The sequence below is a fragment of the Streptomyces sp. NPDC001502 genome, assembly GCF_042894785.1.
Classification (GTDB): domain Bacteria; phylum Actinomycetota; class Actinomycetes; order Streptomycetales; family Streptomycetaceae; genus Streptomyces; species Streptomyces kutzneri.
In genome coordinates, this window is record NZ_JBIAVW010000004.1 from 110616 (window position 1) to 137178 (window position 26563).

The following is a 26563-nucleotide window of genomic DNA, read 5'->3' on the forward strand; positions in this document are numbered from 1 at the left end:
TTCCGGTGGCGCGACGGACAACCGTCCGTCGCGCCTTCGGCATATCCGCTTGAGTTCTCCCGCGGCGGGTCGCCTGACCGAACGGCGACCGCCTGAACGGGAGATCGGGGGTGCCACTCGTGCGGATCGGACTGCTCACGGAAGGTGGTTATCCGTATGCGACGGGAGAGGCGAGGCTGTGGTGCGACCGGCTCGTGCGCGGGCTCCCGCAGCACGAGTTCGAGATCTACGCACTGAGCCGCAGCGCCGAGCAGGAACGCGCCCGGGTGCCACTGCCCGAGCACGTCACCCGGGTCCGGACGGCCCCCCTGTGGGCCCCCGCCGACGACGGGCGGACCTACTCCCGGCGGGAGCGCCGACGGTTCGTGGACTGCTTCAAGCAGCTGGTCCACGGGATCTGCGCCGGTGAGGCGGAGCCCTTCGCGGCCGGGCTGTACGGGCTCGCCGGACTCGCCCGCGAACAGGGCGGGATGTACGCGGCCCTGCGCTCCGAGTCCGCGGTGCGGGCCCTGGAGTCCGCCTGCCGCGCGCCGGGCGCCGCCCGCACCGTACAGACCGCGCAGGTGGCCGACCTGCTGCAGTTCGTGGACGAACTAGAGGTCATGCTGCGGCCGTTGTCCCTGGACTGGTACGGGGAGAACGCCCAGGCCGGGGGCAGTCTCGGCGAGGCCGACATCTGCCACGCGGCCGCGGGCGGCGTGGCCGCGCTCCCCGGACTCCTGGCCAAACGCTTCTTCGGGGTCCCGCTGCTGGTCACCGAGTACGGGGTCCAGCTCCGGGCCCACTACCTGTCCCAGCTCGACACCCGCGGCGAACCGGAGACCCGCCCCGCCGTACGGGCCCTCCTCGCGGCCTTCCAACTGCGGCTGGCCACCGAGATCTACGCCCGGGCCGACTTCCTGACCCCCGGGAACGCGCACGCCCGCCGCTGGCAGGAGCGGTGCGGGGCCACCCGGGAACGGCTGCGGACCGTCTATCCCGGGATGGAGGCGGACCGATTCGCCACCGTCGGCGAGGCCCCGGACCGCGGGGACCCCGACACCCTGGTGTGGGTCGGCCGGATAGAGCCCGCCAAGGACCTCATCGCCCTGCTGCACGCCTTCGCCGAGGTCCGCCGGGCCGCGCCCGGCACCCGGCTGCGGATCTTCGCCACGGCCATGGCCCCCGGCTACCTCGCCGACTGCCGTTCCCTGGCCGCCCAGCTCTTCCCCGACGAGGCCGCCGACTCGGTCACGGTCGGGGAGAACCCGGTCACCTTCGAGGAGATCGGCGGACCCGACGCCCCCACCACGGCCGAGGCGTACGGCGCCGGGCGCGTCGTCGTCCTGTCCTCCGTGATCGAGGGCTTCCCGGTCACGCTCGCCGAGGCGATGCTCTGCGGGCGCGCCACCGTCTCCACCGACGTGGGCGCGGTCTGCGAGGTCATCGGGGGCACCGGGCTCGTCGTCCCGCCGCGCAATCCCCGGGCGCTCGCCGAGGCCTGCCTGTCCCTGCTGCAGGACCCCGAGCGGGCGCAGCGGCTCGGCGCCGCCGCCCGGGCGCGAGCCCTGGAACTCTTCACCGTCGAGCAGAACGTGGCCGCCTTCCAGGAGATCTACCTGCGGCTGCTGGCCAAGGGCTCCGCGCGGCCGGACGGCGAGATCCCCTTCGCCCGGCCCCCGGAGGCGCGGGTGCCGGGCCACTGGACCAGCCCGACCTGGGCTCCTGCCCCGGAGTCGTCCTCGGAGGCCGCCGTATGACCACCGTCGACCCCCGAGTCACGGCCCCGCCCAATTCAGCCTCACCGGCGGCCATTCCGGCCCCGCCGCCCCATTCAGCCTCGCCCGGGGCCATTCAAGCCCCGCCGGCGTTTGAGGCGCGGGGTCCGGGGCGGAGCCCCGGCAGCGGCGCCGCAGATGTGATGCCGCCCTCCGGCGCACGGTCCGGCGCGGCGCCGTTGCCGGGGGCGCTGCCCCCGGACCCCCGCGCCACAAACGCCGGCGAGGCTGGAATCGAACCGGCGGCGCGGCCGGGTCGGCGGCGGGTCGGCGGGGATCCCGTCAAGGCGCTGCTGCACCGGCACCGGGCGCTGTGCGAACGCGCCGTGGACCCGCTGGAGATCGCCGCCGGGCTGGAAGCCCACGGCATCACCGACCGCACCGCCGCGCGGTTCCGGCACCGGGACGTCTTCTCGCTCGCCGAGGAGCTGTACGCGCGCAGCCCCCACGAGGAGGTCACCGCCGCCGCGCCCGCCCTGGTCCCGGCCGGCCCCGCCGCCTTCCGCGGCTTCGGCTACGCGCTGCTGCCCGGCGCCCTCGCCTGCGCCGCGGCCGCCGCCGGGCAGGCCTGGGCCGGGGCCGCCGCCGTGGCCGCAGTCGCCGCCGCCCTGGTGTGGCCCGGGCGGGCCGCCGTGGGCCGGTTCCCCTACGTCGCGCACGTGCTGGCCGCGGCGGTCGCCGGCTGGGCCGTGTACCGGCACGGCACCGCCCTCGCCGTCGGCCTCGCGCTGGCCGTCGTCCCCGGGCACCTGGCCGCCGTCGCCTTCGCCGCCGGGGCGCGGGCCCGGCTCGACGGGAGCCGCGTCCTGGAGGACTTCGCCGACCGGGCGCGTCCGCTGCTGCTGGCGGCCGTCGCCCTGTTCACCGGGGCCGCCGCCGCGGCCGCCGTGCTCGCCGGAACGCCGCTCCCGGTGGCCGTGCCCCTCGCGCTGCTGCTCTTCCTGACCCGGCTCCTGCTGCGGCACGGAGCCCACCGCGCACCCGTCGGCGCGGCCCTCGCCCTCGCCCTGGTCCCCGTCCCGGCGGCGGCCCTCGCCGCCGCGGCCGGACTCCTCGTACACGCCGTGCTCGCCCTGGCCCGCGCCTCCGCGCATGCGCGGCCCTGACGTCCCCGGGACGTCCCCAGACCTTCGGAGCCGACGCCGAGGCGCTTTACCCGTACCCCGCCCCACCCATCCGTCCATCCGCCCGCAAGGAGAAAAAGACATGACCGGCCAGCCAACCAACCAAGGGGTCACGCGATGAGGGTGCTGCTGATCGGAGCCAACGGATACCTCGGCCGCTACGTCGCCGACCGGCTGCTCGCCGACCCCGCCGTCCAGCTCACCGCGCTCGGCCGCGGCGACGATGCCGACGTCCGCTTCGACCTCGCCACCGGCAGCCCCGGCGCGCTCACCCGCTTCCTCGACGCCGTCCACCCGGGCGTCGTCATCAACTGCGCCGGAGCCACCCGGGGCGGGGCCCGGGAACTCACCCGGCACAACACCGTCGCCGTCGCGACGATCTGCGAGTCGCTGCGCCGCAGCGGCTGCGGGGCACGCCTGGTGCAGCTCGGCTGCGCCGCCGAGTACGGGCCCAGTCAGCCCGGATCGTCCACGGCCGAGGACGCCGTGCCGAGACCGGGTGGGCCGTACGGGGTGAGCAAACTGGCCGCCACCGAGCTGGTCCTGGGCTCCGGGCTGGACGCCGTCGTGCTGCGGATCTTCTCGCCCGTCGGCCCCGGCACCCCCGCCGGATCCCCGCTCGGCCGGCTCGCCGAGGCCATGCGCCGCGCGATGCAGGCGGGCGACGGCGAGCTGAAGCTCAGCGGCCTCGGCGTGCAGCGCGACTTCGTCGACGTACGGGACGTGGCGCGGGCCGTGCACGCCGCCTCGCTCTCCGCCGCCCAGGGCGTGGTCAACATCGGCACCGGACGTGCGGTCCGGCTGCGCGACGCGGCCGCGGTCCTGGCCCGGGTCGCCGGGTACGGGGGCGCGCTGCACGAGCTGGACGTCCCGCACGGCGGACCCCAGCAGACGCACGGGCACCCCGGCCGCCCGGCCGGACTGGCCACCATCGGCTCCCCGCGCTCCGAGGCCACCGCCGAACAGATGGCCGCCGCGGCCCCCCAGCCGTACCCCTACCCGGACGGCTGCGGAGCCTGGCAGCAGGCGGATGTCCGTACCGCCCGGGACCGGCTCGGCTGGCGGCCCCGGATCGGCCTGGAGGAATCCCTCGCGGACATCTGGATGGAGGCGGCGTGCCGCATCTGACGACGCCGCCCGGGGCCATGACCGCCGCCGCGACCGAGGCCGGCCGCCTCGGCCTCGGCATCCCCGGCTACGCGCACCCGCTCCTCGCCCCCGTCGAGTGGGCCGAGCTCACCCGCCCCGGCACCCCGCTGCACTGGGCCGTGCTCAACATCGCGGACGGCCCGGGCGGGCGGCCCGATCCGCACTGCACGGAAGCGGCCGCGAAGCTGCGCCGCGCGGGCGGCATGATCCTCGGCCATCTCGCGATGCGGGACGGATCGCGGTCCTTCGGGGAGCTGGTCTCCGACGCCCACCGCTTCCGCGACTGGTACGGGGTCGGCGGTTTCTACCTGGCCGGTGCCCCGGCCGGCAAGGCGGAACTGGCCTCGGTGAGCCGGGTCGTGGACTCCCTGCGGGGCCTCGGCGAGGACCTGCGGATCGTGCTCGGGCACGGCACGCACCCGTACGAGGGCTATGCGGAGGCCGCCGACCAGCTGGTCACCTTCTCCGGGGCCTGGTCCGACTACCGCTGGTCGCAGGTGGCCGAGTGGACCGCGGACCATCCGGCGGAGCGGTTCTGCCACCTCGTCCACGGGGTGCCGCGCGCGCATCTGGAGGAGGCGATGCGGATCGCCCGCTGGCAGGGGGCGGGCACGATCTGGTTCACCGACCGGCTGGGGACGCACGGCAGCGACCCGTGGGCCTCAATGCCCGCGTACTGGGACGAAATCGTCTCAAGGATCGGGACAGGTGTCTTGGAATGAAGACGGGCGTGGCAGTGTTACTGGGAGAACAACCATCAGTCTGCTCCCTGCACCTGCGGGGATGCTCCCATCTTCGGAGTGCCCGTGTCGCTGCCACCGCTGGTCGAGCCAGCAGCTGAGCTCACCGTTGACGAGGTCCGTCGGTATTCGCGGCACCTGATCATCCCGGATGTCGGGATGGACGGCCAGAAGCGCCTGAAGAACGCCAAGGTGCTGGCCGTGGGTGCCGGCGGTCTCGGTTCGCCCGCCCTCATGTACCTCGCCGCGGCCGGTGTCGGCACGCTGGGCATCGTGGAGTTCGACGAGGTCGACGAGTCGAACCTGCAGCGCCAGATCATCCACAGTCAGGCGGACATCGGCCGTTCCAAGGCCGAGTCGGCCCGCGACAGCGTGCTGGGCATCAACCCGTACGTGAACGTGGTCCTTCACGAAGAGCGGCTCGAAGCCGAGAACGTGATGGAGATCTTCAGCCAGTACGACCTCATCGTCGACGGCACGGACAACTTCGCCACGCGCTACCTGGTGAACGACGCCTGCGTGCTGCTGAACAAGCCGTACGTGTGGGGCTCGATCTACCGCTTCGACGGCCAGGCCTCGGTCTTCTGGTCCGAGCACGGCCCGTGCTACCGCTGCCTCTACCCGGAGCCCCCGCCGCCGGGCATGGTCCCGAGCTGCGCCGAGGGCGGCGTGCTGGGCGTGCTCTGCGCGTCCATCGGGTCGATCCAGGTCACCGAGGCCATCAAGGTCCTCACGGGTGTCGGCGAGCCGCTGGTCGGCCGCCTGATGATCTACGACGCCCTGGAGATGCAGTACCGCCAGGTCAAGGTCCGCAAGGACCCCGACTGCGCGGTCTGCGGTCCGAACGCGACCGTCACCGAGCTCATCGACTACGAGGCCTTCTGCGGCGTCGTGTCGGAGGAGGCCCAGGAGGCGGCCGCCGGTTCGACGATCACTCCGAAGCAGCTCAAGGAGTGGATCGACACCGACGAGCCCATCGAGATCATCGACGTCCGCGAGAAGAACGAGTACGAGATCGTCTCGATCCCCGGCGCGAAGCTGATCCCCAAGGGCGAGTTCCTGATGGGCACCGCCCTCCAGGACCTGCCGCAGGACAAGCGCATCGTCCTGCACTGCAAGACGGGTGTCCGCAGTGCGGAAGTCCTCGCGGTCCTGAAGTCCGCCGGTTTCGCGGACGCGGTGCACGTCGGCGGCGGCGTGATCGGCTGGGTCCACCAGATCGAGCCCGAGAAGCCGGTCTACTAGGCCGGTCTACTGGGCCGGTCCACCGGGCCGGTCCACCAGCAGTCGCCCGAAGGGGCCGTACCTCGTGTTCGGGGTACGGCCCCTTCGGCGTCTCGTCCTGCGGACCGGATCAGGCGGCCGACGACTCCGGCGCCTCGGGCGGCGGCGTCGGGTCCGGGGCCGCGGTGCAGACGGTGCCCGTGGCCGGCGCCTTCCCGTCCAGCAGATAGGTGTCGACCGCCTTCTGCACGCACGGGTCGCCGCTGTTGTACGCGCCGTGCCCCTCGCCCTTGTAGGTGAGTTCCACGCCCACGCCCGGGCCGAGCCGCTCCACCATGTTGCGGGCGCCCTCGTACGGGGTGGCCGGGTCGCCGGTGTTGCCGATCACCAGGATCGGGTCGGAGCCGGGCGCCGAGACGTCGGGGGTCTCCCAGGTGCCGGGGACCGGCCAGCCGGTGCACGACATCATGGCCCAGCCGAGGAGGTCCCCGAAGACCGGCGAGGCGGCGCGGAACTCCGCGAGCTTGGCCTTCGTCTGCTCCAGGGTGTAGCGCTCCTTGTCGTCCACACAGTTGATGGCGGTGTTGGCGGCGCCGATGTTGCTGTAACGCCCTTGCTGGTCACGGCCGTTGAGCGCATCGGACAGGGCCATCAGCAGTTGTCCCTGGCCGCCCTCCGCCTCGTCGAGGCCCTGTTCCAGCAGCGGCCACAGCTCCTTCGAGTACAGGGCCTGCGCGATGCCGTTGGTCGCCTGGGTCTCGGTGAGCATCCGGCCCCCGATGCCCGGGATGGGCTTGGCGGCCAGCGCCTTCTGCAGCTTGATGATGTTGGCCTCGATCTCCTTGGGCGTGCTGCCCTGGAGCCGGCACTCGTCACCGCGGTCCACGCAGTCCTGCGCGAAGTTGCCGAGGGCGAGCTGGAAGCCCTTGGCCTGGCCCAGGGCGCTCCCCTCGGCGGTCTTGGTCGGGTCGACGACGGCGTCGAAGACGGCCCGGCCGACGTTCTTGGGGAAGAGGTGGGCGTAGACCCCGCCGAGCTCGGTGCCGTAGGAGATGCCGAAGTAGTTCAGCTTCTCGTCGCCGAGGGCCTGGCGGATGCGGTCCAGGTCGCGGGCGGCGTTCTCCGTGCCGACGTGGGGGAGCAGCTCGGCGGCGTTCTTCTTGCAGGCCTCCTGGTACTTCCGGATGTTCTCGATGAAGGCCTTCTCCTCCTCCGGGGTCTCGGGGGAGGAGTCCTCGGCGAAGTACTGGTCCAGCTGCTTGTCGTTCTGGCACAGGACCGGGTCGCTGCCGCCCACTCCGCGCGGGTCGAAGCTCACCAGGTCGTACCGGGCGCGCAGGGCCTCGTACTCCTTCGCGGAGCCCGGCAGCGTGCTGATCCCGGAGCCGCCCGGGCCGCCGAAGTTGAAGACCAGTGAGCCCAGCCGGTTCTTCTGGTCCCGCGCCTTGGCCCGGATCAGGGCGATCGGGATCGTCTTGCCCTCGGGCTTCGCGTAGTCGAGCGGGACGTCGAGGGTGGCGCACTGCCAGTCCTTGGGCGGGGCCTGACCACCGCCCTGCGCGGCCGTCGGGGCCTCGCAGTCGCCCCATTTCAGGGGCTTGACCTCCGGGGAGCCGTCGGCCGTCGTCTTCTTCCCGTCGCCGTCCCCGGAACAGGCGGCCGTGGCGAGCAGCCCGGCGGCGAGCGTGGCGGCGGCGGTGACCCGCCAGGCGTGTGTCGGCATGCCCCCATCCTGTGCGCCCCGTCCCGACCCCGCCCGTGCGCTGACCCGAACGGGGGGCGTGCCCGCCCGCAGGTCAGTAGCCGTACACGCTCAGCTCCGTGATCGCGGCGAACAGGTGCCCCCAGGTCTCGGCGGCGGGCGAGCCGTCGGCCAGCGCCCCGGGATCGAGGGCTTGCATCGCTTCGAGGAAGGCCCCGACGCCGTCCTCGGCCGGGTACGCGGACCAGCAGGCGCCCATGTACCGGCGCACGCCGTCGAGGAACCCGACGAAGGCCGCCACGTCCCGGGCCAGCGGGATGACGGTCTCCTGGTACATGTGGACCGCTCCGGTGACGCGGTGGACGCCGACCAGGCCCGGGGCCGTGTACCCGAAGTCGAAGGTCCCGAGGTGCAGGAGGTCCTCGTCGCCCGCCTCCGGGGCCCGCGCGGTCAGCGGCCGCAGCAACTCCGGGGCGACCTCGAACGAGCTGACGCCCGCGGCCCAGTGGCGCGGCAGCCCGACCCCGCTCAGGAACTCCCGGGTCGCCGGGTGCTCCAGCGCGTCCGGGAGCTCCTCGCCGGGGACGCGGGTGACCCAGGCGTCGCCGAAGGTCCGGGCGAGTCCGGCCGCGGTGAGCGGACCGGAGCCGCGCGTGCCCGGGCGGAACCACGGGATGTCCTCGGCGGAGTCCCAGGAGGAGGCGTCGGCGCCGCCCCGGGGCCAGTCGGCGAGCGCCGCGGTGTTCTCCTCCACCACCACGACCCCGCGCGCCTCCGCGTACAGGTAGCGGCCGCCGCCGAGCAGGACCGGCTCCTCCCAGGTGCCGGGGCAGTTCAGCACCCGGCCCTCCTTGTCCGGGTCGAACAGCCACGGGCCGTCCGGCTCCTCCTCGTCCCGCTCGACGGCCCCGCCGTCGGCCGGTGCGGGCAGCCGGCGTCCCGTGTCCAGGTCGAACCAGGCGTCCTCGCACCACAGGGCCCACACCTTCACGGCCGCGCCCCCGTCGAGGTCGTACACCTCGGCGGTGTGGTCCCCGCTGAGGTTCGGCTCCGCCACGTAGGCGCCGACGGGCCGCCACCAGGCCCACACCGTCCGCCAGGGCAGCCCCGGTTCGGCTTCGGCGACGCGGGCGGCGTAGTCGTGGTGCCCGAGCACGGTCGCGGCGAAGTGCAGCCAGGAGGCGAACTCCGCCCGCCCCACGTCGGCCCGCCCGAAGACGGCCTCGGCCTGCGTGAACACCTCCCGCCCGATGCCCCCTTCACCGGCGGACCCGCCCCGCAGGGCCGCCCGGTCCGCGCGCAGCACCGCGGCCGGATCGTCGAACGGGCAACGGCTGTCCAGGTCTTCACTCATGGACGCATGCTGCCACCCGCCTCGGACATCGCCCCCGCCGGCCGGAACCTCCAGCCACGCCGGCGTTCGAGGCGCGGGCGCGAAGCGCCGTAGCGGGTACGGGAGCGCCCCGGTGCCGGTGCCGGTGCCGGTGCCGCGGCCGCGGCCGCGGGCCGGAGCCGAATCCGCCGACCGGGCCGGAGGCTAGATGGCTTCCTTGCGGGTCAGGAAGTTGAACGAGATCCACCCCGGCAGCACCGGCAGCCAGAAGGTCATCAGGCGGAACAGCAGCACCGCCGAGATCGCGACCTCCTTCTCCAGACCCGCCGCGATCAGCCCGAGGGTCAGCGTGGTCTCCACCGCGCCCATACCGCCCGGCGTCGGCGCCGCCGAACCCAGCGCGTTGCCCGCCAGGAACACCACCGCGATGCTCGCGTAGCTGATGGCCTCGCCGCCCCCGAACGCGCGGATCGACGCGTCCAGGCACATCACGAAGCAGCCCGTCAGCAGCAGCATCCCGCCGATGCCGGTCACCAGCTTCTTCGGCCGCTGGAGCACGTCCAGCATGCGCGGCACCACGCCCGCGAACAGCGCCCGGACCCGTGTCACCACGAACTTCCGCATGAACGGGACGGCCGTCACCACCAGCACCAGGACGGCCACCGTCAGCAGACCCGCGATGACCGCCCGCGACGGGGTCATCTCCGGGGTCTTCTCGGTCCCGGTCAGATAGCCGAAGGACAGCAGCAGCACGATGTGGCTGGCCAGCCCGAACAGCTGGGAGGCGCCCACGCTCGCGACCGCCAGCCCCGGCCGGACCCCGGCCCGCTGCAGGAACCGCGTGTTCAGCGCGACACCGCCGACGGCCGCCGGGGCCACCAGCTTCACGAACGACCCGGCCACCTGCGCGACCACCGTCCGCAGGAACGACACCCGCTCGGGCACGAAGCCCAGCAGGCTCATCGCCGCCGCGAAGTACGTCAGCGCCGAGAAGGCCAGCGCCGCCCCGACCCAGCCCCACTGCGCCTCGGCGATGATGGTCGCGAAGTCCACATGGGCGAGCTGCGTGAGCAGGAAGTACGCACCGAACGCGCCCGCGATGAACGAGACCAGCGTGCGCGGCCGGATCCGCTCCAGCCGGGCCGGCTCCACCGGCGCCTGCGGCCGGATCAGCAGCACCTGGTGGCGGATCTGGGTCAGCAGATCCTCCTCGCGGGCCCCGTCCAGCGCATCCTCCAGGGCCTTCTTCTCGGCCTTGCGGTCGGCGGCGGCCGAGGCGGAGACCGGGGTCGCGGAGGCCGCGGACTCCGCCTCGCGCGCCGCCTTCGCCGCCCGCGAGGACTCCAGTACGGCCTCCCGCTGCCGCTCCGCCCGCTCCCGGGCCAGCTTGCGCAGCGTCGCCCGGGTGGAACGGCTCAGCGCGATCGGCTGGAGCAGCGGCAGACAGTCCGCCACCGCGTCCGGGCCGAGCACCGACACGGCCGAGGTCACCGCGCGCTCGGCGCCGACCCGCAGGCCGAGCGTGGTCAGCAGCTGGGCGATGTCCATCCGGAGCACCAGGTCGCCGGCGGCGATCTCGCCGCCGCGCAGGTCGGTCAGGATGACGTTGCCGGAACGATCCACCACAAGGGCGTCGCCGGTGAGCCGGCGGTGTGCGATCCGCCGCGACTGGAGGGCCCGTACCTGCTTCCACGTGTGGTGGATCAGCTCGTCGGTGATCTCCTCGTCGGCGAGCGCGTCGAGGGCCCGGACGTCCAGGTGCTCGTACACGAGCATCACCGCGTCCGGACCGAGCTCGGAGGTGGCGATCAGCTTCGGCGCGTTCGCCCCGGCCGCGATGGCCGCGTACGCGAGGAGCGCCTCCTGCTCCAGCGCCTGGCGCAGCGACTGCAGGCTGCGCCCGGTGGTGATGCCCCGCAGGGTGAGCCGGCGCCATACCCGGTAGAAGAAGCCGTGGGCCTGCTGCTCGCGGTCGACGATCGTGACGTCGAGCGGCGGCCCGTCCTCCAGGGTCACGTGGTAGCGGCGGCCCCGGTCGTTGGCCTCGGAGGGCTCGGAGCCCTCGGGCATCTCCGCGCGCATCGCGCTGACCGGCTGGAAGCCGACCCGGCGCAGTCCGGCGAGGAGGTGCTGCCCGGTGGGGCGCACGTTGGGCGAGCCGACGGCGTACAGGGTGCCGTAGGCGACGCTCCAGCCGATCAGCACGGTGAGGATGATCGAGAAGGGGGTGGTGTAGCCGTTGACCAGCATGGCGAAGGCGTTGAGCAGCAGGACCATCCACAGGGCGACCCGCCAGTGGGGTCTGCGGGTCATCCCGACCGCGGTCATGTACGCGATGACGGGCGCGAGGTAGCCGTGGACCGGGTCGGTCAGCGTCCCGCCGGCCGCGGGGCGGGTGAGGGCGTCCTGGATGGTCTCGGGGGCGGCCTGCGAGACCCACAGATCGGTGGCGAGGGTGACGCCGTGCGCGAGGACGGCCGCGAGCACGCCGTCGGCGATGCGCAGCCCGTCGCGTTTGATCAGCCGCTCGATGGCGAAGGCGACGGGCAGCAGCAGCACCGCGATGCTGGACACCAGCGCGGCGACCTTGATCAGCAGGGCGGGCGCCTGGCCGGTGCCCTTGCTGATGTCCTCCTCCAGACCCACGGTGGTGCCGTGGGCGAAGGCGGCGATGCCGAGGAGGACGGCGATGCCGAGGATGCCGACGAGCAGGCGTACGAGGTCGGACGGCCGGTGCACGCGGGCGGCGAGCAGCGGTTCGTCGACCTCGACCCGGTCGGCGTCCGTGGCGGCGTGACCGTGCGGGCCCGCGGTGGCCGCGGTGGCCTTGGCCCGGGCCCTGGCGGCCTTGGCATCGGCTGCCTCGGCCTTGGCTTCGCCGGCCTTGGTCACGTCGGCCTTGGCCTCGTCGGTTTTGGCCTTGGCGGCATCGGCTGCCTCGGCCTTGCCTGCGCGGTCGGTCCGGCCGCCGGGGCGCGGGGGCTCCGGACGGGGCTCGGGGACGGGTTCGGGGCGGGCGGCGCGGCCGTCGTCAGGGCGTGCGCCGTCGTCGGTCGCCGCGCCGTCCGGAGGGCTCACACCCTGCTCCTTCGTCGTCACATCCGTCTCTTCTTGATCACGTATCACCAGTCACCGCCCGGAAGATGGTGGCACGGACCGACGGGCCAGCGGGGCATCAGGGTGCGCGCCGGTGCGGAAGCGAGACCTCCGCCGGAGCGCGGCCGACGTACTGCACCATGTGCTGAATGAGTGAGGAGCTGCCCGCGTACGCGGAGCGCGTACTGGAGGTGGCCGAGCGTATTCCGCCCGGCCGGGTGATGACATACGGGGACGTCGCCGAGTGGCTCGGCGAGGGAGGACCGCGCCAAGTCGGGCGTGTCATGGCCCTGTACGGGGGAGCCGTGCCCTGGTGGCGCGTGGTGCGGGCGGACGGCCTGCCGCTGCCCGGCCACGAGGTGCGCGCCCTGGAGCACTACCGGACCGAGGCCACTCCGCTGCGCCTGACGGCGGGCGGCGAGCCGCGGCTGGACATGCGCCGGGCGCGCTGGGACGGGTCCCCCGGACAGGACGGCACACGCGACGAGGCTCACACCTGACAGCTTCGGCCATGCGCGGCCCGGACGGGCGATCGGGCGACGGCCCGAACGCCCGTCCGGGGTACCCGGGGGGACTGCGCGGCGTCGGCCGGTTGCCGTAGCGTTGCCTCTTCGGCTTCTCCGCGAGCCGTCACGGCAACACCCGCAGACCCACCAGGACCGGCACCCCACGTGATCACCTCTTCCTCCGAAAGCCACCGCGCCGAACGGCGGCGTACGCGGACCCCCGACGCGTACCGCCTCGTGCGCACCGGGCCGGAACGGGTGGATCCCCCTGTGCTGGACGCAGCGCAGCGGTCGGTGGTTGACCACACCGGCGGACCACTGCTGGTCCTCGCCGGACCGGGCACCGGGAAGACGACCACGCTGGTCGAAGCCGTCACCGCCCGGGTGGAAGCGGGCACCGACCCCGCCCGGATCCTCATCCTCACCTTCAGCCGCAAGGCGGCGGTGGAGCTGCGCGACCGGGCCGCCCTGCGCCTCGGCGGCGCGCGCGCTCCACAGGCCACCACCTTCCACTCCTTCTGCTACGGACTCGTCCGCGCCCACCAGGACACCGACCTCTTCGCCGACCCGCTGCGGCTGCTGTCCGGCCCCGAGCAGGACGTGATGGTCCGCACCCTCCTGGAGGGCCAGCGCCGGATCCGCTCCATCCGCTGGCCGGACGACCTGCGGGCCGCGCTGACCACGCGCGGGTTCGCCGACGAGGTCCGGGCGGTGCTCGCCCGCGCCCGCGAACTGGGCCTCGGGCCGCAGGCCCTCTCCTCCTTCGCCGACCGCATCGGCCGCCCGGACTGGAAGGCGGCGGCGGCCTTCCTCTCCGAGTACCTCGACGTCCTCGACATGCAGGGCACGCTGGACTACGCGGAACTCCTGCACCGGGCGGTGCTCCTCGCGGAACGCACGCCGTCCCTCGCCACCGCCTACGACGCGATCTTCGTCGACGAGTACCAGGACACGGACGCCTCGCAGCTGCGGCTGCTGCGCGCCCTGACCGGCCCGGGCGGCACGCTGGTCGCCTTCGGCGATCCCGACCAGTCGATCTACGCCTTCCGCGGCGCCGACATCAACAACGTCCTGGACTTCGACTCGGCCTTCCCCGGCGCGCGGGTCAAGGCCCTCACCGTCGGCCGCCGCTCGGGGGCGGCCCTGCTGGCGGCCACCCGGCTGCTCACCGCCCGGATGCCGGTCCCGCGACTGCCGGCCGAGGCGGTCCGCGCCCACCGGAATCTCGCGCCGGTGCGGGAGGGCGGGCGGGTGGAGGTCTTCACGTACCCGACGGCGGGTGCCGAGCTGGACAACATCGCCGACATCCTGCGGCGGGCCCACCTGGAGGACGGGGTGCCCTGGCAGGACATGGCCGTCCTGGTCCGCGCGGGCGGCCGCACCCTCCCGGCGATGCGCCGCGCCCTGATCTCGGCGGGAGTCCCGGTCGAGACGGACGGCGCGGACACCCCCCTGCGCCACGAACCGGCGGTCTCCCCCCTCCTGACGGCCCTCCGCGTCTCGGCCACCTCCGCCACCGCCGACCCGGTCCCGGCCGTCCCGGCCGATTCCACCGAAGCGGACCCGCCGCTGCCGCCTGCCGCCGATACGGCGCACTCCGACGTCCCGACGCCGGCCGACGTCCCCAAGGGCACGTCCCCGGCCGCCGAGTCCGGTCCGCAGGACCAGGCCGACGCAGTCGCCCCCGGGCCGCACGCCCGCTCCGTCGGCGTCCCGGCGTCGGCCGGCGCCGTGGGCGAGCCGGGTGCGGGGCCGAGCCCCGAGGCACCGACCGGCTCCGCCGGAACGCCACCGGCCGCCGAGTCCGGTCCGCAGGACCAGGCCGACGCAGTCGCCCCCGGAGCGGCCCCCGGGCCGCACGCCGGTTCCGTCGGCGTCCCGGCGTCGGCCGGCGCCGTGGGCGAGCCGGGTGCGGGGCCGAGCCCCGAGGCACCCACCGGCTCCGCCGACGCAGGCGAGCCGGGCTCCGCTGACCGCGCCGGAGGCGAACGGTCCCCCGCCGGAGGCGAGCCCGACGCCGCCGAAGCGGGGCCGGGGCCGGGCCCCGAGGACTTCGCCGACCCACCCGGAGGCGTCACCGTAGAGGCCGCCCTCACCCTGCTCGCCTCCCCCCTCGGCGGGATGGACGCCGCCGACCTGCGGCGCCTCGGCCGCGCCCTGCGTGACGAGGAGCGCGCCGCAGGCGTCAAGGTGCCCGCGCCCTCCGACGTACTGCTCGCCCGCGCCCTCGCCGAGCCCGAGCGGCTCACCGCGCACGACCCCGCCTACGCCCGCGGCGCGCAACGCCTCGGCCTGCTCCTGCGCAAGGCCCGCGAACTGCTCCAGGGCGGCGGCACCGCCGAGGAGGCCCTCTGGGTCCTCTGGGACGGCACCCCCTGGCCGCAGCGGCTGGAGCGCAGCGCCCGCCGCGGCGGCGCGGCCGGCCGCAACGCCGACCGCGACCTCGACGCGGTCTGCGCCCTCTTCGACACCGCCGCCCGCGCCGAGGAGCGCACCGGCGGCCGCGGCGCGCTCAACTTCCTCGAACAACTGGAGGCGGAGGACATCGCCGCCGACACGTTGACGGCCCGCGCCACCCGCTCCGACGCCGTCCGCCTGATGACCGCCCACCGCTCCAAGGGCCTGGAGTGGTCCCTCGTCGTCGTCGCCGGCGTCCAGGAGGGCCTGTGGCCCGACCTCCGCCGCCGCGGCTCCCTCCTGGAGGCCGACCGCATCGGCCGCGACGGCCTCGCCGAGCCCCTCACCCCCGGCGCCCTGCTCGCCGAGGAACGCCGGCTCTTCTACGTCGCCGCCACCCGCGCCCGCGACCGCCTCGTCGTCACCGCCGTCAAGGCCCCCGCCGACGACGGTGACCAGCCCTCCCGCTTCCTCACCGAGCTCGGCGTCCCCCCGCGCGACGTCACCGGCCGCCCCCGCCGCCCCCTCGCCGTCGCCGCGCTCGTCGCCGAGCTGCGCGCCACCACCGTCGACCCCGACGCCTCGCCCGCCCTGCGCGACGCGGCCGCCCGCCGCCTCGCCCGCCTCGCCGCGCTCACCGACGACGAGGACCGCCCCCTGGTCCCCGCCGCCCACCCGCAGCGCTGGTGGGGCCTGTACGAGCCCACCCGCAGCAGCGTCCCCCTCCGCGACCGGGACCGGCCCGTCGCCCTGTCCGGCAGCGCCCTGGAGCAGCTCGCCAACACCTGCTCCCTCCAGTGGTTCCTCGGCCGCGAGGTCAAGGCCGACACCCCCTCCACCGCCGCGCAGGGCTTCGGCAACGTCGTCCACGTCCTCGCCGACGAGGTCGCCTCCGGCCGTACCCCCGCCGACCTGGCCGTCCTCATGGAACGCCTCGACTCGGTGTGGGACGCCCTCGCCTTCGACGCCCCCTGGAAGTCCCGCCAGGAGAAGGACAACGCCCGCGCCGCACTGGAGCGCTTCCTGCGCTGGCACACCACCGACCGCGGCGGCCGCGAGGCCGTGGCCACGGAGCACGAGTTCGACGTCACACTCGAAGCCGGCGAGGTCGCCGTCCGCATCCGGGGCTCCATGGACCGGGTCGAATCGGACCCGCAGGGGCGTGCGTACGTGGTCGACTTCAAGACCGGCAAGTCCGCGCCCACCAAGGACGAGGTGGCCCGCCACCCCCAGCTCGCCGTCTACCAGCTCGCCGTGCGCGAGGGAGCCGTCGACGAGGTCTTCGACGGCCTGCGCCCCGAGCCCGGCGGCGCCGAGCTCGTCCAGCTCCGCCAGGGCGCCGCGATCCGCGAGGGCGGCGACGCGGTGCCCAAGGTGCAGGCCCAGCAGCCGCTCGACGGGGAGTGGGTCGGCGACCTGCTGGCCACCGCCGCGGGCCGGGTCCTGGACGAGCGGTTCGCGCCCGCCGCGGGCCGCCACTGCGACCACTGCTCCTTCCGCAGCTCGTGCAGCGCCCGCCCGGAGGGCCGCCAGACCGTCGAGTGAACCCGGCAGCCGGAGCGCTGGGGGGTGTCTTGCCGGTCAGGGCTGTCGGTGGGGGCGGCTAGCCTTTTTACGTGCCCGCGCGTCCGCCCGCCCTCTCCGACCCCGAGCAGCTCAAGGAGCTCCTCGGGATCCCTTTCACGCCCGAGCAGATGGCCTGTGTCACCGCCCCTCCCGCCCCGCAGGTCGTCGTCGCGGGCGCCGGCTCCGGCAAGACCACCGTCATGGCCGCCCGCGTCGTCTGGCTCGTCGGTACGGGTGCGGTCGCGCCCGAGCAGGTGCTCGGCCTGACCTTCACCAACAAGGCCGCCGGTGAACTGTCCGAGCGCGTACGCAAGGCCCTCGCGCGGGCCGGCATCACCGACCCGGACCCCTCCCCGGCCGACGCGGACGCGGCCGGCGGCGAGCCCCGCATCTCCACCTACCACGCCTTCGCCGGACAGCTCCTGAAGGACCACGGCCTGCGCATCGGGCTGGAGCCCAGCTCCCGGCTGCTCGCCGACGCCACCCGCTTCCAGCTCGCCGCGAAGGTGCTGCGCGAGGCCCCCGGCCCGTACCCCTCGCTCACCAAATCGGTCCCCGCCCTCGTCGGTGACCTCCTCGCGCTCGACGGGGAACTCTCCGAGCACCTGGTCGAGCCCGAGCGGCTGCGCCTGTACGACACCGACCTGCTGGACGCGCTCGCCGGCACCAAGCTCACCAACGAGGACCTCCGCAAGGTCCCGGAGGCCGTGCGCGGCCGCCTCGAACTGCTGGAACTGGTCGTCCGCTACCGCGCCGCCAAACGCTCCCGCGACCTCTTCGACTTCAGCGACCAGATAGCCCTCTCCGCGCAGCTCGCCACCACCCGGCCCGAGGTGGGGGCGCTGCTGCGCGAGGAGTTCCGGGTGGTCCTGCTCGACGAGTACCAGGACACCTCCGTCGCGCAGCGGCTGCTGCTGTCCGGACTCTTCGGCGCGGGCTCCGGCCACGCCGTGACCGCCGTCGGCGACCCCTGCCAGGCCATCTACGGCTGGCGCGGCGCCTCCGTCGCCAACCTCGACGACTTCCCGGAGCACTTCCCGCACGCCGACGGAAGCCCGGCCACCCGGCTCTCCCTCAGCGAGAACCGGCGCAGCGGCGGCCGCCTGCTGGACCTGGCCAACGGACTCGCCGCCCCGCTGCGCGCCATGCACGAGGGCGTCGAGGCACTGCGCCCGGCGCCGGGGGCGGAGGCCGCCGGGCAGGTCCGCTGCGCCCTGCTGGAGACCCACGCGCAGGAGCTCGACTGGCTCGCCGACTCCGTCGCCCACCTGGTCCACACCGGGACGGAGCCGCGCGAGATCGCCGTACTGTGCCGCTCCGCCGGGGATTTCGCACAGATCCAGGCCGTGCTGGTGGACCGGGACGTTCCGGTGGAGGTCGTCGGCCTCTCCGGGCTGCTGCACCTGCCCGAGGTCGCCGACCTCGTCGCCGTCTGCGAGGTCCTCCAGGACCCCGGCGCCAACGCCTCCCTGGTCCGGCTCCTGATCGGCCCGCGCTGGCGGATCGGCGCGCGCGACCTGGCCCTGCTGGGCCGCCGGGCGCGGCAGCTGGTGAGCCGGGCACCCGCCGGGGCGGACCCGGACGAACGGCTCGCGGCGGCCGTGGAGGGCGTGGACCCGGCCGAGATCGTGTCGCTGGCCGACGCCCTGGAGACCTTCCTCGACGGCGCCGGACAGGCCCCGGACGACCTCCCCTTCTCGGCGGAGGCCCGGATCCGCTTCGCGCACCTCGCCCAGGAACTGCGCGACCTGCGGCGCTCCCTCGCCGACCCGCTGATGGACGTCCTGCACCGGGTGCTGACCGCCACCGGCCTGGAGGTGGAGCTGTCGGCCTCCCCGCACGCGCTGGCGGCCCGCCGCCGCGAGACCCTGTCGAACTTCATGGACGTGGCGGCCGGTTTCGCCGCCCTGGACGGCGAGGCCACGCTGCTGGCCTTCCTGGCCTTCCTGCGCACGGCCGCCCAGTACGAGAAGGGCCTGGACCACGCGCTGCCCGGCGGCGAGAACACGGTCAAGGTGCTCACCGCCCACAAGTCCAAGGGTCTGGAGTGGGACGTGGTCGTGGTCCCGGACCTGTGCGCCGGCGGCTTCCCGAAGGAGAAGCCGCCGGAGGCCTGGACCTCGTACGCGAAGGTGCTCCCGTACGCGCTGCGCGGCGACGCCCCCACCCTGCCCGGGGACCCCGCCTGGACCTCGGCGGGCCTGAAGGCCTTCAAGACCGCGCTCAAGGACCACAAGTCGGTGGAGGAGCTCCGCCTCGGCTACGTGACCTTCACCCGGCCGCGGTCCCTGCTGCTGGCCTCCGGCCACTGGTGGGGCCCCAGCCAGAAGAAGCGCCGCGGCCCGTCGCCGTTCCTCGAAGCCCTGTACGAGCACTGCGCGGCCGGTTTCGGCGAGATCGAGGCCTGGGCGGACGAGCCCGACCCCACCGCCGAGAACCCGGCGCTGTCCGGCGAATCCACCCCGGACCACTCCTGGCCCCTCCCGCTCGACCCGTACTCCCTCACCCTGCGCCGCGCGGCGGCCGCCCTGGTGGAGTCCTACCTCGCGGCCCCGCCCCCGGAGGAGGACGAGTACCTCTGGCCCCCGGACTGCGAAGAGCCGTGGCCGGCCGAAGACCCCTGGGAACCGGACCCCGCCGACGACGCCTGGCCCCCCGAGGCCCCGTCCGGCGGCGCCGGTGCGCCTTCGGCGACGACGCGGCCCGGAGCCTCGGGCCGAGCCGACGGCCCCGGTACGGCTCCGGCCGGCACGAGGACCGGAACCGCGGCCCGGTCCGGCGAAGCCTGGCCGCCCCAGGGCCCCGCACAGCCCACCGCCGACGCGGCGCGTGCGACGCCGACCGCGTCCGACGCACCCGACGGCGTCGGCCCGGACCTCGACGACCCCTGGGCGGGCGAGGCCTGGGCACCCCCGGGACCCCGGCGCCCCGCCGCCCCGGCCGACACCGCCGGGCCGGACTTCGACGACCCCTGGGCGGGCGAGGCCTGGGCCAAGGCCCTGCCCGGGGCCGGCGCGGCCACGCCCGCCCGCCACGGGGCCCGGGGCAGCGCCCCGGTTTCGGGAAGGGGCGGGGCGGGGGACGAACCCACCCCGGCCACCCCCGCCGCGGGAGCGGGCGTACCCGCCGGGGAGCAGCCCCTCCCCGAGGGCGACGACCCGTGGGCCGACGAAGCCGGCACCGCTGCGAGCGCAACCGGGCCGACCCCCCGTGCGGGGGCCGGCGTACCCGCCCCCGGGCGGTTCGTTCCCGAGGGCGACGCCCCGTGGGCCGGCGGGGACACCCCCGCCCGGGGGCCGTCCGTACCGGAGGAGGACGACCTGTGGGCCGGGGAGGCCACCACCGGCGCCGGCGGCGCCGTGCCGCATCCGCGTCCCGTGACGGCCGACCCCGCCGGGAGGCACGGCGGCGACCTGGTTCCCGAAGAGGCCCGCGCCGTCGCCTCCTGGGACCGCGATCTCGACGCCCTGGAGGGCGAGCTGCGCCGTGCCCGCGCAGCCGTCCGTGACGTCGAGCTGCCGTCCGCCCTGTCCGCCAGCCAGCTGCTCCGGCTCGCCGCCGACGAGCAGGGCTTCGTACGCGACCTCGCCCGCCCCATGCCGCGGCCCCCGCAGCCCGCGGCCCGCCAGGGCACCCGGTTCCACGCCTGGGTCGAGTCCCGGTTCGACGAGCTGCCGCTGCCGTTCCTCGACGTCCTCGACCCCGTCACCGACCTCCCCGGCGCCGGCTCCGACCAGGAGATCGCCGACGAGGCCGACCTCGACTCCCTCAAGGCCGCCTTCGAACGCAGCCCGTACGCGGACCGGCCCCCCCACCGCATGGAGGCCCCGGTCCAGCTCACCCTCGCCGGCCGGGTCGTGCGCGGCCGGATCGACGCCGTCTACCGCAACCCGGACGGCTCGTACGAGATCGTCGACTGGAAGACCGGCCGCACCACCGAGGCCGACCCCCTTCAGCTCGCCGTCTACCGCGTGGCCTGGGCCGAGGCCACGAACACCCCGCTCGACCGGGTCTCCGCCGCCTTCCTGCACGTCCGCAGCGGCCGCGTGATCCGCCCCCGCAACCTCCCGGACCGGGCCCGCCTTGAGCGGATCCTCCAAGGCGAATCGGACCCGGACGGCGACCATCAGGCGGACAGCTAGGCTCGGGGGCATGAGCGACACCCCGCCGGACAGCGTCGTCCGCACGTACATCGACACCCACCGCGCCGCCTTCCTCGACGACCTCGCCGAGTGGCTCCGCATTCCCTCCGTCTCGGCCCAGCCCGAGCACGCGGGCGACGTACGCCGCAGCGCCGAATGGCTCGCGGCCAAGCTCAAGGAGACCGGCTTCCCGGTCGCCGAGGTGTGGGAGACCCCCGGCGCGCCCGCCGTCTTCGCGCACTGGCCGAGCGAGGACCCGCACGCCCCGACCGTCCTCGTGTACGGGCACCACGACGTGCAGCCCGCCGCCCTCGCCGACGGCTGGCACACCGACCCGTTCGAGCCGGTGGTTCGCGACGGCCGCATGTACGGGCGCGGCGCCGCCGACGACAAGGGGCAGGTCTTCTTCCACACCCTCGGGGTACGGGCGCACCTGGCGGCCACCGGCGCCGCCGCTCCCGCCGTGCACCTCAAGCTCCTCATCGAGGGCGAGGAGGAGTCCGGCTCCCCGAACTTCCGCGCCCTCGTCGAGGCCCGCGCCGCCGAGCTCGCCGCCGACGTCGTGATCGTCTCCGACACCGGCATGTGGTCCGAGACCACCCCCACCGTCTGCACCGGCATGCGCGGCGTCGCCGACTGCGAGATCGACTTCCACGGCCCGGACCAGGACATCCACTCCGGCGCCTTCGGCGGGGCCGTGCCCAATCCGGCCACCGTCGCCGCCCGCCTGGTCGCGGCCCTGCACGACGCCGACGGGCGGGTCACGATCCCCGGCTTCTACGACAACATCGCCGAGCTGACGGACGCGGAGCGCGCGCTCATCGCCGAGCTGCCCTTCGACGAGTCCGAGTGGCTGCGTACGGCCAAGTCCCACGCGGCCGCGGGAGAGGCCGGGTACTCCACCCTGGAGCGCGTCTGGGCCCGCCCCACGGCCGAGGTCAACGGCATCGGCGGCGGCTACCAGGGCCCCGGCGGCAAGACCATCGTGCCCGCCTCCGCCCACCTGAAGCTGTCGTTCCGCCTGGTCTCCGGGCAGGACCCGTACGAGGTCGAGGCGGCCGTCAGGGACTGGGTCGCGGCCGGCATCCCGGACGGGATCCGCCACTCCATCACCTTCGGCGCACCGACCCGCCCGTGCCTGACCCCGCTGGACCACCCGGCCCTGCAGTCGGTCGTCCGGGCCATGGGCCGGGCCTTCGGCGAGAAGATCCGCTTCACGCGGGAGGGCGGCTCCGGCCCCGCGGCGGACCTCCAGGACGTCCTGGACGCGCCCGTCCTCTTCCTCGGCATCTCGGTACCGTCCGACGGCTGGCACTCACCGAACGAGAAGGTCGAGCTGGACCTCCTGCTCAAGGGCGTCGAGACGACCGCGTACCTCTGGGGAGACCTGGCCGCCCACCACCGAACCACCGCCTGACACCCGACGCACACACCTGCCGTACCGAGCCTGCCTGTCCCACCACCGGGGGAGTTGGAAGTACCTGTGAGCACCCATACCGAGCGCCCTCTCACCGAGCGCCCTCTTTCGCTCGCCGCGCCCAGCGGGATCGACCGCGCCGCGCACCACCGTCTCGACGAGGCGTGGCTGGCCGCGGCCTGGAGCCACCCGACGACGCGCGTCTTCGTCGTCTCCGGCGGCCAGGTCCTGATCGACGACACCCCCGACGGCGGTTCCGGCATCGTGATGACCCCGGCCTTCGAGGCCCCGGTCACCGAGACCCACCGCTACTTCCTGGGCACCGACGAGGACGGCGTACGGTACTTCGCGCTGCAGAAGGACGCACTGCCCGGCCGCATGGACCAGTCGGCCCGCCCGGCCGGCCTGCGCGAGGCCGGACTGCTGCTGTCCCCGCGCGACGCCGGGCTGATGGTCCACGCGGTGGCGCTGGAGAACTGGCAGCGGATGCACCGCTTCTGCTCGCGCTGCGGCGAGCGCACGGTGGTCGCGGCCGCCGGGCACATCCGCCGCTGCCCGGGCTGCGGCGCCGAGCACTACCCGCGCACCGACCCGGCCGTGATCATGCTGGTCACGGACGAGCACGACCGTGCGCTGCTGGGCCGCCAGGTGCACTGGCCGGAGGGCCGCTTCTCCACGCTGGCGGGGTTCGTGGAGCCGGGCGAGTCCATAGAGCAGTCCGTCATCCGCGAGGTGTGGGAGGAGGCGGGCATCCGGGTCGGCGAGGTCGAGTACGTGGCCAGCCAGCCGTGGCCCTTCCCGTACAGCCTGATGCTGGGCTTCACGGCCCGCGCCACCACCTCGGAGATCACGGTGGACGGCGAGGAGATCGAGGAGGCCCGCTGGTTCTCCCGCGAGGAACTGCGCGCGGCGTTCGCGTCGGGCGAGGTGCTGCCCCCGTCGGGCATCTCCATCGCCGCCCGGCTGGTCGAGCTCTGGTACGGCGAGCCGCTGCCGAAGGCGGCCGCGTAACCTTCGTCACTTCCCCGCCTCGTGACAGGCCTCGTGACAGGCCTCATGACAGTGGAGGGCCCCCGCCTCGGCGGGGGCCCTCCACTGTGCTCCGGTCGCGTGTGCTCCGGTCGCGCCCGGTCCTCGCGGCCGGTCAGACGGCGAGGGCCTGCTTGACCTGGGCCAGGCTCGGATTCGTCATGACGGACTCACTGCCCGCGGCGGACGTCACGAGCACGGTGGGAACCGTCTGGTTGCCGCCGTTGGCCTTCTCCACGAACGCGGCGGACTCCGGGTCGAGCTCGATGTTGATCTCGTTGTACGCGATGCCTTCCCGGTCCAGCTGGGTCTTCAGCCGACGGCAGTAGCCGCACCAGGTCGTGCTGTACATCGTGACGGTGCCCGTGTCCTGCATGCTGCGCTCTCCTTCGTGAGGGCTCGGTGGTCCGAGTACTCGAACGTACGGGACCCGGCGGCCATTCCCGTACGGTCGCCCCCGCGCACCCGGTGTGACTGATACGACTGATACGTGCTGCCTGTGGACAATTTTCCCGCCCGACTCACGAGACCTGGCAGCATGGCGGGGTGACAGCAGCAACGCACTCCTCATCGTTCCCGGGTGGCCCCGCCTCCGCCGACTCGGCCGACGCGGTGCTCCTGGGCCTCGACCCGGAGCAGCGCGAGGTCGCGACGACCCTGCGCGGACCGGTGTGCGTGCTGGCGGGTGCGGGTACCGGCAAGACCCGCGCGATCACCCACCGCATCGCCTACGGCGTCCGGTCCGGGCAGCTCATGCCGGCCAGTGTGCTCGCCGTCACGTTCACCAACCGCGCCGCGGGCGAGATGCGCGGACGCCTGCGCACCCTGGGCGCGGGCGGGGTCCAGGCCCGCACCTTCCACTCCGCCGCCCTGCGCCAGCTCCAGTACTTCTGGCCCAAGGCGGTCGGCGGCGAGGTGCCCCGGCTGCTGGAGCGCAAGATCCAGTTCGTCGCCGAGGCGGGCGCCCGCTGCCGCATCCGGCTCGACCGCAACGAGCTGCGCGACGTCACGGGCGAGATCGAATGGGCGAAGGTCACCCAGACCGTGCCCGCCGACTACCCGGTGGCCGCCCTCAAGTCGGGCCGCGAGGCCCCCCGGGACCTGGCCGAGATCGCCCAGATCTACGGGACGTACGAACAGCTCAAGCGCGACCGCGGCATGATCGACTTCGAGGACGTGCTGCTCCTGACCGTCGGCATCCTCCAGGACCGCCACGACATCGCCGAGCAGATCCGCAGCCAGTACCAGCACTTCGTCGTCGACGAGTACCAGGACGTCAGCCCGCTCCAGCAGCGGCTGCTGGACCTGTGGCTCGGCGAGCGCGACAGCCTCTGCGTCGTCGGCGACGCCAGCCAGACCATCTACTCCTTCACCGGAGCCACCCCCGACCACCTGCTGAACTTCCGCACCCGCTACCCGCAGGCCACGGTGGTCAAGCTGGTCCGCGACTACCGCTCCACCCCCCAGGTGGTCCATCTGGCCAACGGGCTCCTGAACCAGGCCAAGGGCCGGGCCGCCGAGCACCGGCTGGAGCTGATCTCGCAGCGCGAGACCGGTCCCGACCCCGTCCACACCGAGTACGCGGACGAGCCCGCCGAGGCCGAGGGCGTCGCCCACCGGATCCGGGACCTGATCGCCGCAGGTGTCCCCGCGGGCGAGATCGCCGTGCTCTACCGCATCAACGCCCAGTCCGAGGTCTACGAGCAGGCCCTCGCCGATGCCGGGGTCCCCTACCAGCTGCGCGGAGCCGAGCGGTTCTTCGAGCGCCAGGAGGTCCAGAGGGCGATCCTCGCGCTGCGCGGAGCCGCCCGCTCCGGCGGCAACGACCCGCTGCTCGACGACGTCGTGGAACTGGGCTCCCAGGTCCGCGCGGTCCTCAGCTCCACCGGCTGGAGCACCGAGCCGCCCGCCGGCTCCGGCGCCGTGCGCGACCAGTGGGAATCGCTGGCCGCGCTGGTCCGGCTCGCCGAGGACTTCGCCCGCGCCCGGCCCGGGGCCACCCTGGCGGACCTCACGGTCGAGCTGGACGAGCGCAAGGCCGCCCAGCACGCCCCGACCGTCCAGGGCGTCACCCTGGCCTCGCTGCACGCGGCGAAGGGCCTGGAGTGGGACGCCGTGTTCCTCGTCGGTCTCACCGACGGCATGATGCCGATCACCTATGCGAAGACCGACGAGCAGGTCGAGGAGGAACGGCGGCTGCTCTACGTCGGCGTCACCCGGGCACGGATCCACCTGAGCCTGTCCTGGGCGGTCTCCCGCGCCCCCGGCGGCCGGGCCTCCAGGCGCCCCAGCCGCTTCCTGAACGGCCTGCGGCCGGGCTCGGCGGCCCGGGGCGCCGGAGCGGGCGCCGGGGCCGAGCGAGGGGTGCGCAAGCGCCCGCGCCGCGGTCCCGCGCTGTGCCGGGTCTGCGGCAAGACCCTGACCGAGGCCGGCGAGCTGAAGCTGATGCGCTGTGAGGACTGCCCGTCCGACATGGACGAAGGCCTCTACGAGCGGCTGCGGGAGTGGCGCGCGGCCCAGTCGAAGGAGCAAGGCCTGCCCGCCTACTGCGTCTTCACGGACAAGACGCTGATGGCCATCGCGGAGGCCGCGCCGTCCGAGGAGGGGGAGCTCTCGATGATCTCCGGAGTGGGCGGCCGTAAGCTTGACCGGTACGGAGCCGAGGTCCTGGCCATCTGCGCAGGTCAGGAGGTTGGGGCCGGGCATCCTGACGACGCGTAGAAACTCGTCGGAAAAATAGTTTGCACATGCCCAGCGAAGACCCATAGGTTCTTAGCAACGGAAACGGTGGCTTCTCCGAAGCCCAGGATCCGTGCTGTACTTATCCGAATACGTATGGGACAGGCCCCCGGGCCGAGTCCCCGAGACGCCGAGAGGAGGCGAGACCAGTGACCAGCTTCATGACCTTCACCAAAATGACCGATCGCTCGGTCGACGCTTCCTGCCTGCTCGGTTCCGTCTCCACCCTGGGTACCGGTGTGTCCGCGATTTCCGCCGACCGCCCCGCCCTGCTGGCGATCCTTCCGGTCAGTGAGCGCAATGAGCGACCGACCAAGGCATCGGTGGCAGTACTGGCAGCAGAAGCGCAGACGCATGGCGCCTATGGATTCGCTGCCGCAGCCGGTGCCGGATCCCAGAAGAAGCAGACGAAGCAGCAGCACCACCTGATGTGGGCCTTCCGCGGGCTCGAACCCTGGAGTGATCCAGCCTGATCGCATGATCAGGCCGGCGCCTTCAGGGCCGCGGAACCCCACCCGGGATCCGCGGCCCTTCTGTTTTGTCCCGAACAGGGACGACGCAGCGAAGGGGCCTCGGGACTGGCAGCCAGGTACCAGCCGAACCCGGCCGACCGGCCGGAACGACTAGCCGAACAAGACGAGG

At 74.1% G+C, this 26563-nt stretch carries 16 protein-coding genes; 12 read left to right on the plus strand and 4 right to left on the minus strand.

What is annotated here, in order from left to right; genetic code table 11:
* Positions 1 to 119 precede the first annotated feature (119 nt).
* From pelF to moeZ, 5 genes are all read left to right on the plus strand, one after another.
* On the plus strand, positions 120 to 1739 hold the full coding sequence (pelF, locus tag ACFY0D_RS07765) for a GT4 family glycosyltransferase PelF (protein WP_390797503.1): 1620 nt from the start codon (positions 120 to 122) through the stop codon (positions 1737 to 1739).
* A 161-nt stretch (positions 1740 to 1900) separates the two neighbouring features.
* A complete protein-coding gene (locus tag ACFY0D_RS07770) occupies positions 1901 to 2863 on the plus strand; it encodes a hypothetical protein (RefSeq protein ID WP_390797504.1) in 963 nt (320 codons plus the stop codon).
* Between the two features lie 135 nt (positions 2864 to 2998).
* Positions 2999 to 4009: an NAD-dependent epimerase/dehydratase gene (locus tag ACFY0D_RS07775; RefSeq protein ID WP_390797505.1), complete on the plus strand. Its 1011-nt coding sequence runs from the start codon at positions 2999 to 3001 to the stop codon at positions 4007 to 4009.
* Positions 3997 to 4752, plus strand: a complete 756-nt coding sequence (locus tag ACFY0D_RS07780) for a spherulation-specific family 4 protein (protein ID WP_390797506.1) — start codon at positions 3997 to 3999, stop codon at positions 4750 to 4752. The genes ACFY0D_RS07775 and ACFY0D_RS07780 overlap by 13 nt, the downstream gene beginning before the upstream one ends.
* Before the next feature lie 84 nt (positions 4753 to 4836).
* The gene (gene moeZ / locus ACFY0D_RS07785; protein WP_301366610.1) at positions 4837 to 6015 is read left to right on the plus strand and encodes an adenylyltransferase/sulfurtransferase MoeZ; all 1179 of its coding nucleotides are present in this window, start codon (positions 4837 to 4839) and stop codon (positions 6013 to 6015) included.
* Positions 6016 to 6124: 109 nt separating this feature from the next.
* Here moeZ and ACFY0D_RS07790 read toward each other — a convergent pair whose 3' ends face one another.
* The 3 genes from ACFY0D_RS07790 to ACFY0D_RS07800 all read right to left on the minus strand — a co-directional run bounded on the left by ACFY0D_RS07790 (position 6125) and on the right by ACFY0D_RS07800 (position 12107).
* Complete coding sequence (locus ACFY0D_RS07790) at positions 6125 to 7717, minus strand: alpha/beta hydrolase (protein WP_390797507.1); 1593 nt, start codon at positions 7715 to 7717, stop codon at positions 6125 to 6127.
* A gap of 73 nt (positions 7718 to 7790) precedes the next feature.
* Positions 7791 to 9050 (minus strand): SUKH-4 family immunity protein, encoded by a 1260-nt coding sequence (locus tag ACFY0D_RS07795; RefSeq protein ID WP_390797508.1) that lies wholly within the window; start codon positions 9048 to 9050, stop codon positions 7791 to 7793.
* Between the two features lie 183 nt (positions 9051 to 9233).
* A complete protein-coding gene (locus tag ACFY0D_RS07800) occupies positions 9234 to 12107 on the minus strand; it encodes a YbhN family protein (protein WP_390797509.1) in 2874 nt (957 codons plus the stop codon).
* A gap of 167 nt (positions 12108 to 12274) precedes the next feature.
* On the opposite strand from ACFY0D_RS07800, the gene ACFY0D_RS07805 reads away from it, so the two are divergent.
* From ACFY0D_RS07805 to nudC, 5 genes are all read left to right on the plus strand, one after another.
* Complete coding sequence (locus ACFY0D_RS07805) at positions 12275 to 12625, plus strand: MGMT family protein (RefSeq protein WP_351153763.1); 351 nt, start codon at positions 12275 to 12277, stop codon at positions 12623 to 12625.
* Positions 12626 to 12799: 174 nt separating this feature from the next.
* Complete coding sequence (locus ACFY0D_RS07810; protein ID WP_390797756.1) at positions 12800 to 16573, plus strand: UvrD-helicase domain-containing protein; 3774 nt, start codon at positions 12800 to 12802, stop codon at positions 16571 to 16573.
* 71 nt (positions 16574 to 16644) lie between these two features.
* Positions 16645 to 20736 carry a UvrD-helicase domain-containing protein gene (locus ACFY0D_RS07815; RefSeq protein WP_390797510.1) on the plus strand — a complete coding sequence of 1364 codons (4092 nt, stop codon included), beginning with the start codon at positions 16645 to 16647 and terminating at the stop codon, positions 20734 to 20736.
* Positions 20737 to 20746: 10 nt separating this feature from the next.
* Positions 20747 to 22153, plus strand: a complete 1407-nt coding sequence (locus ACFY0D_RS07820; protein WP_390797511.1) for a dipeptidase — start codon at positions 20747 to 20749, stop codon at positions 22151 to 22153.
* A gap of 54 nt (positions 22154 to 22207) precedes the next feature.
* Entirely contained in the window at positions 22208 to 23164 is a 957-nt protein-coding gene (gene nudC / locus ACFY0D_RS07825) for an NAD(+) diphosphatase (protein WP_390797512.1), read from the plus strand.
* Between the two features lie 133 nt (positions 23165 to 23297).
* Here nudC and ACFY0D_RS07830 read toward each other — a convergent pair whose 3' ends face one another.
* The gene (locus tag ACFY0D_RS07830) at positions 23298 to 23558 is read right to left on the minus strand and encodes a mycoredoxin (protein WP_079406045.1); all 261 of its coding nucleotides are present in this window, start codon (positions 23556 to 23558) and stop codon (positions 23298 to 23300) included.
* A 110-nt stretch (positions 23559 to 23668) separates the two neighbouring features.
* Here ACFY0D_RS07830 and ACFY0D_RS07835 point away from each other — a divergent pair, with 110 nt between their 5' ends.
* Together ACFY0D_RS07835 and ACFY0D_RS07840 are read left to right on the plus strand one after the other, a co-directional pair.
* The gene (locus ACFY0D_RS07835) at positions 23669 to 25903 is read left to right on the plus strand and encodes an ATP-dependent DNA helicase UvrD2 (RefSeq protein ID WP_390797757.1); all 2235 of its coding nucleotides are present in this window, start codon (positions 23669 to 23671) and stop codon (positions 25901 to 25903) included.
* Between the two features lie 179 nt (positions 25904 to 26082).
* Complete coding sequence (locus ACFY0D_RS07840) at positions 26083 to 26394, plus strand: hypothetical protein (RefSeq protein WP_301374495.1); 312 nt, start codon at positions 26083 to 26085, stop codon at positions 26392 to 26394.
* Positions 26395 to 26563 lie beyond the last annotated feature (169 nt).

Bases quoted from the DNA above. Each gene is read 5' to 3' on its own strand.
- ACFY0D_RS07770 (WP_390797504.1), top strand. From the start codon at position 1,901: ATGCCGCCCTCCGGCGCACGGTCCGGCGCGGCGCCGTTGCCGGGGGCG.
- ACFY0D_RS07775 (WP_390797505.1), top strand. From the start codon at position 2,999: ATGAGGGTGCTGCTGATCGGAGCCAACGGATACCTCGGCCGCTACGTC.
- ACFY0D_RS07790 (WP_390797507.1), bottom strand. From the start codon at position 7,717: ATGCCGACACACGCCTGGCGGGTCACCGCCGCCGCCACGCTCGCCGCC.
- ACFY0D_RS07795 (WP_390797508.1), bottom strand. From the start codon at position 9,050: ATGAGTGAAGACCTGGACAGCCGTTGCCCGTTCGACGATCCGGCCGCG.
- ACFY0D_RS07805 (WP_351153763.1), top strand. From the start codon at position 12,275: ATGAGTGAGGAGCTGCCCGCGTACGCGGAGCGCGTACTGGAGGTGGCC.
- ACFY0D_RS07820 (WP_390797511.1), top strand. From the start codon at position 20,747: ATGAGCGACACCCCGCCGGACAGCGTCGTCCGCACGTACATCGACACC.
- ACFY0D_RS07830 (WP_079406045.1), bottom strand. From the start codon at position 23,558: ATGCAGGACACGGGCACCGTCACGATGTACAGCACGACCTGGTGCGGC.
- ACFY0D_RS07840 (WP_301374495.1), top strand. From the start codon at position 26,083: ATGACCTTCACCAAAATGACCGATCGCTCGGTCGACGCTTCCTGCCTG.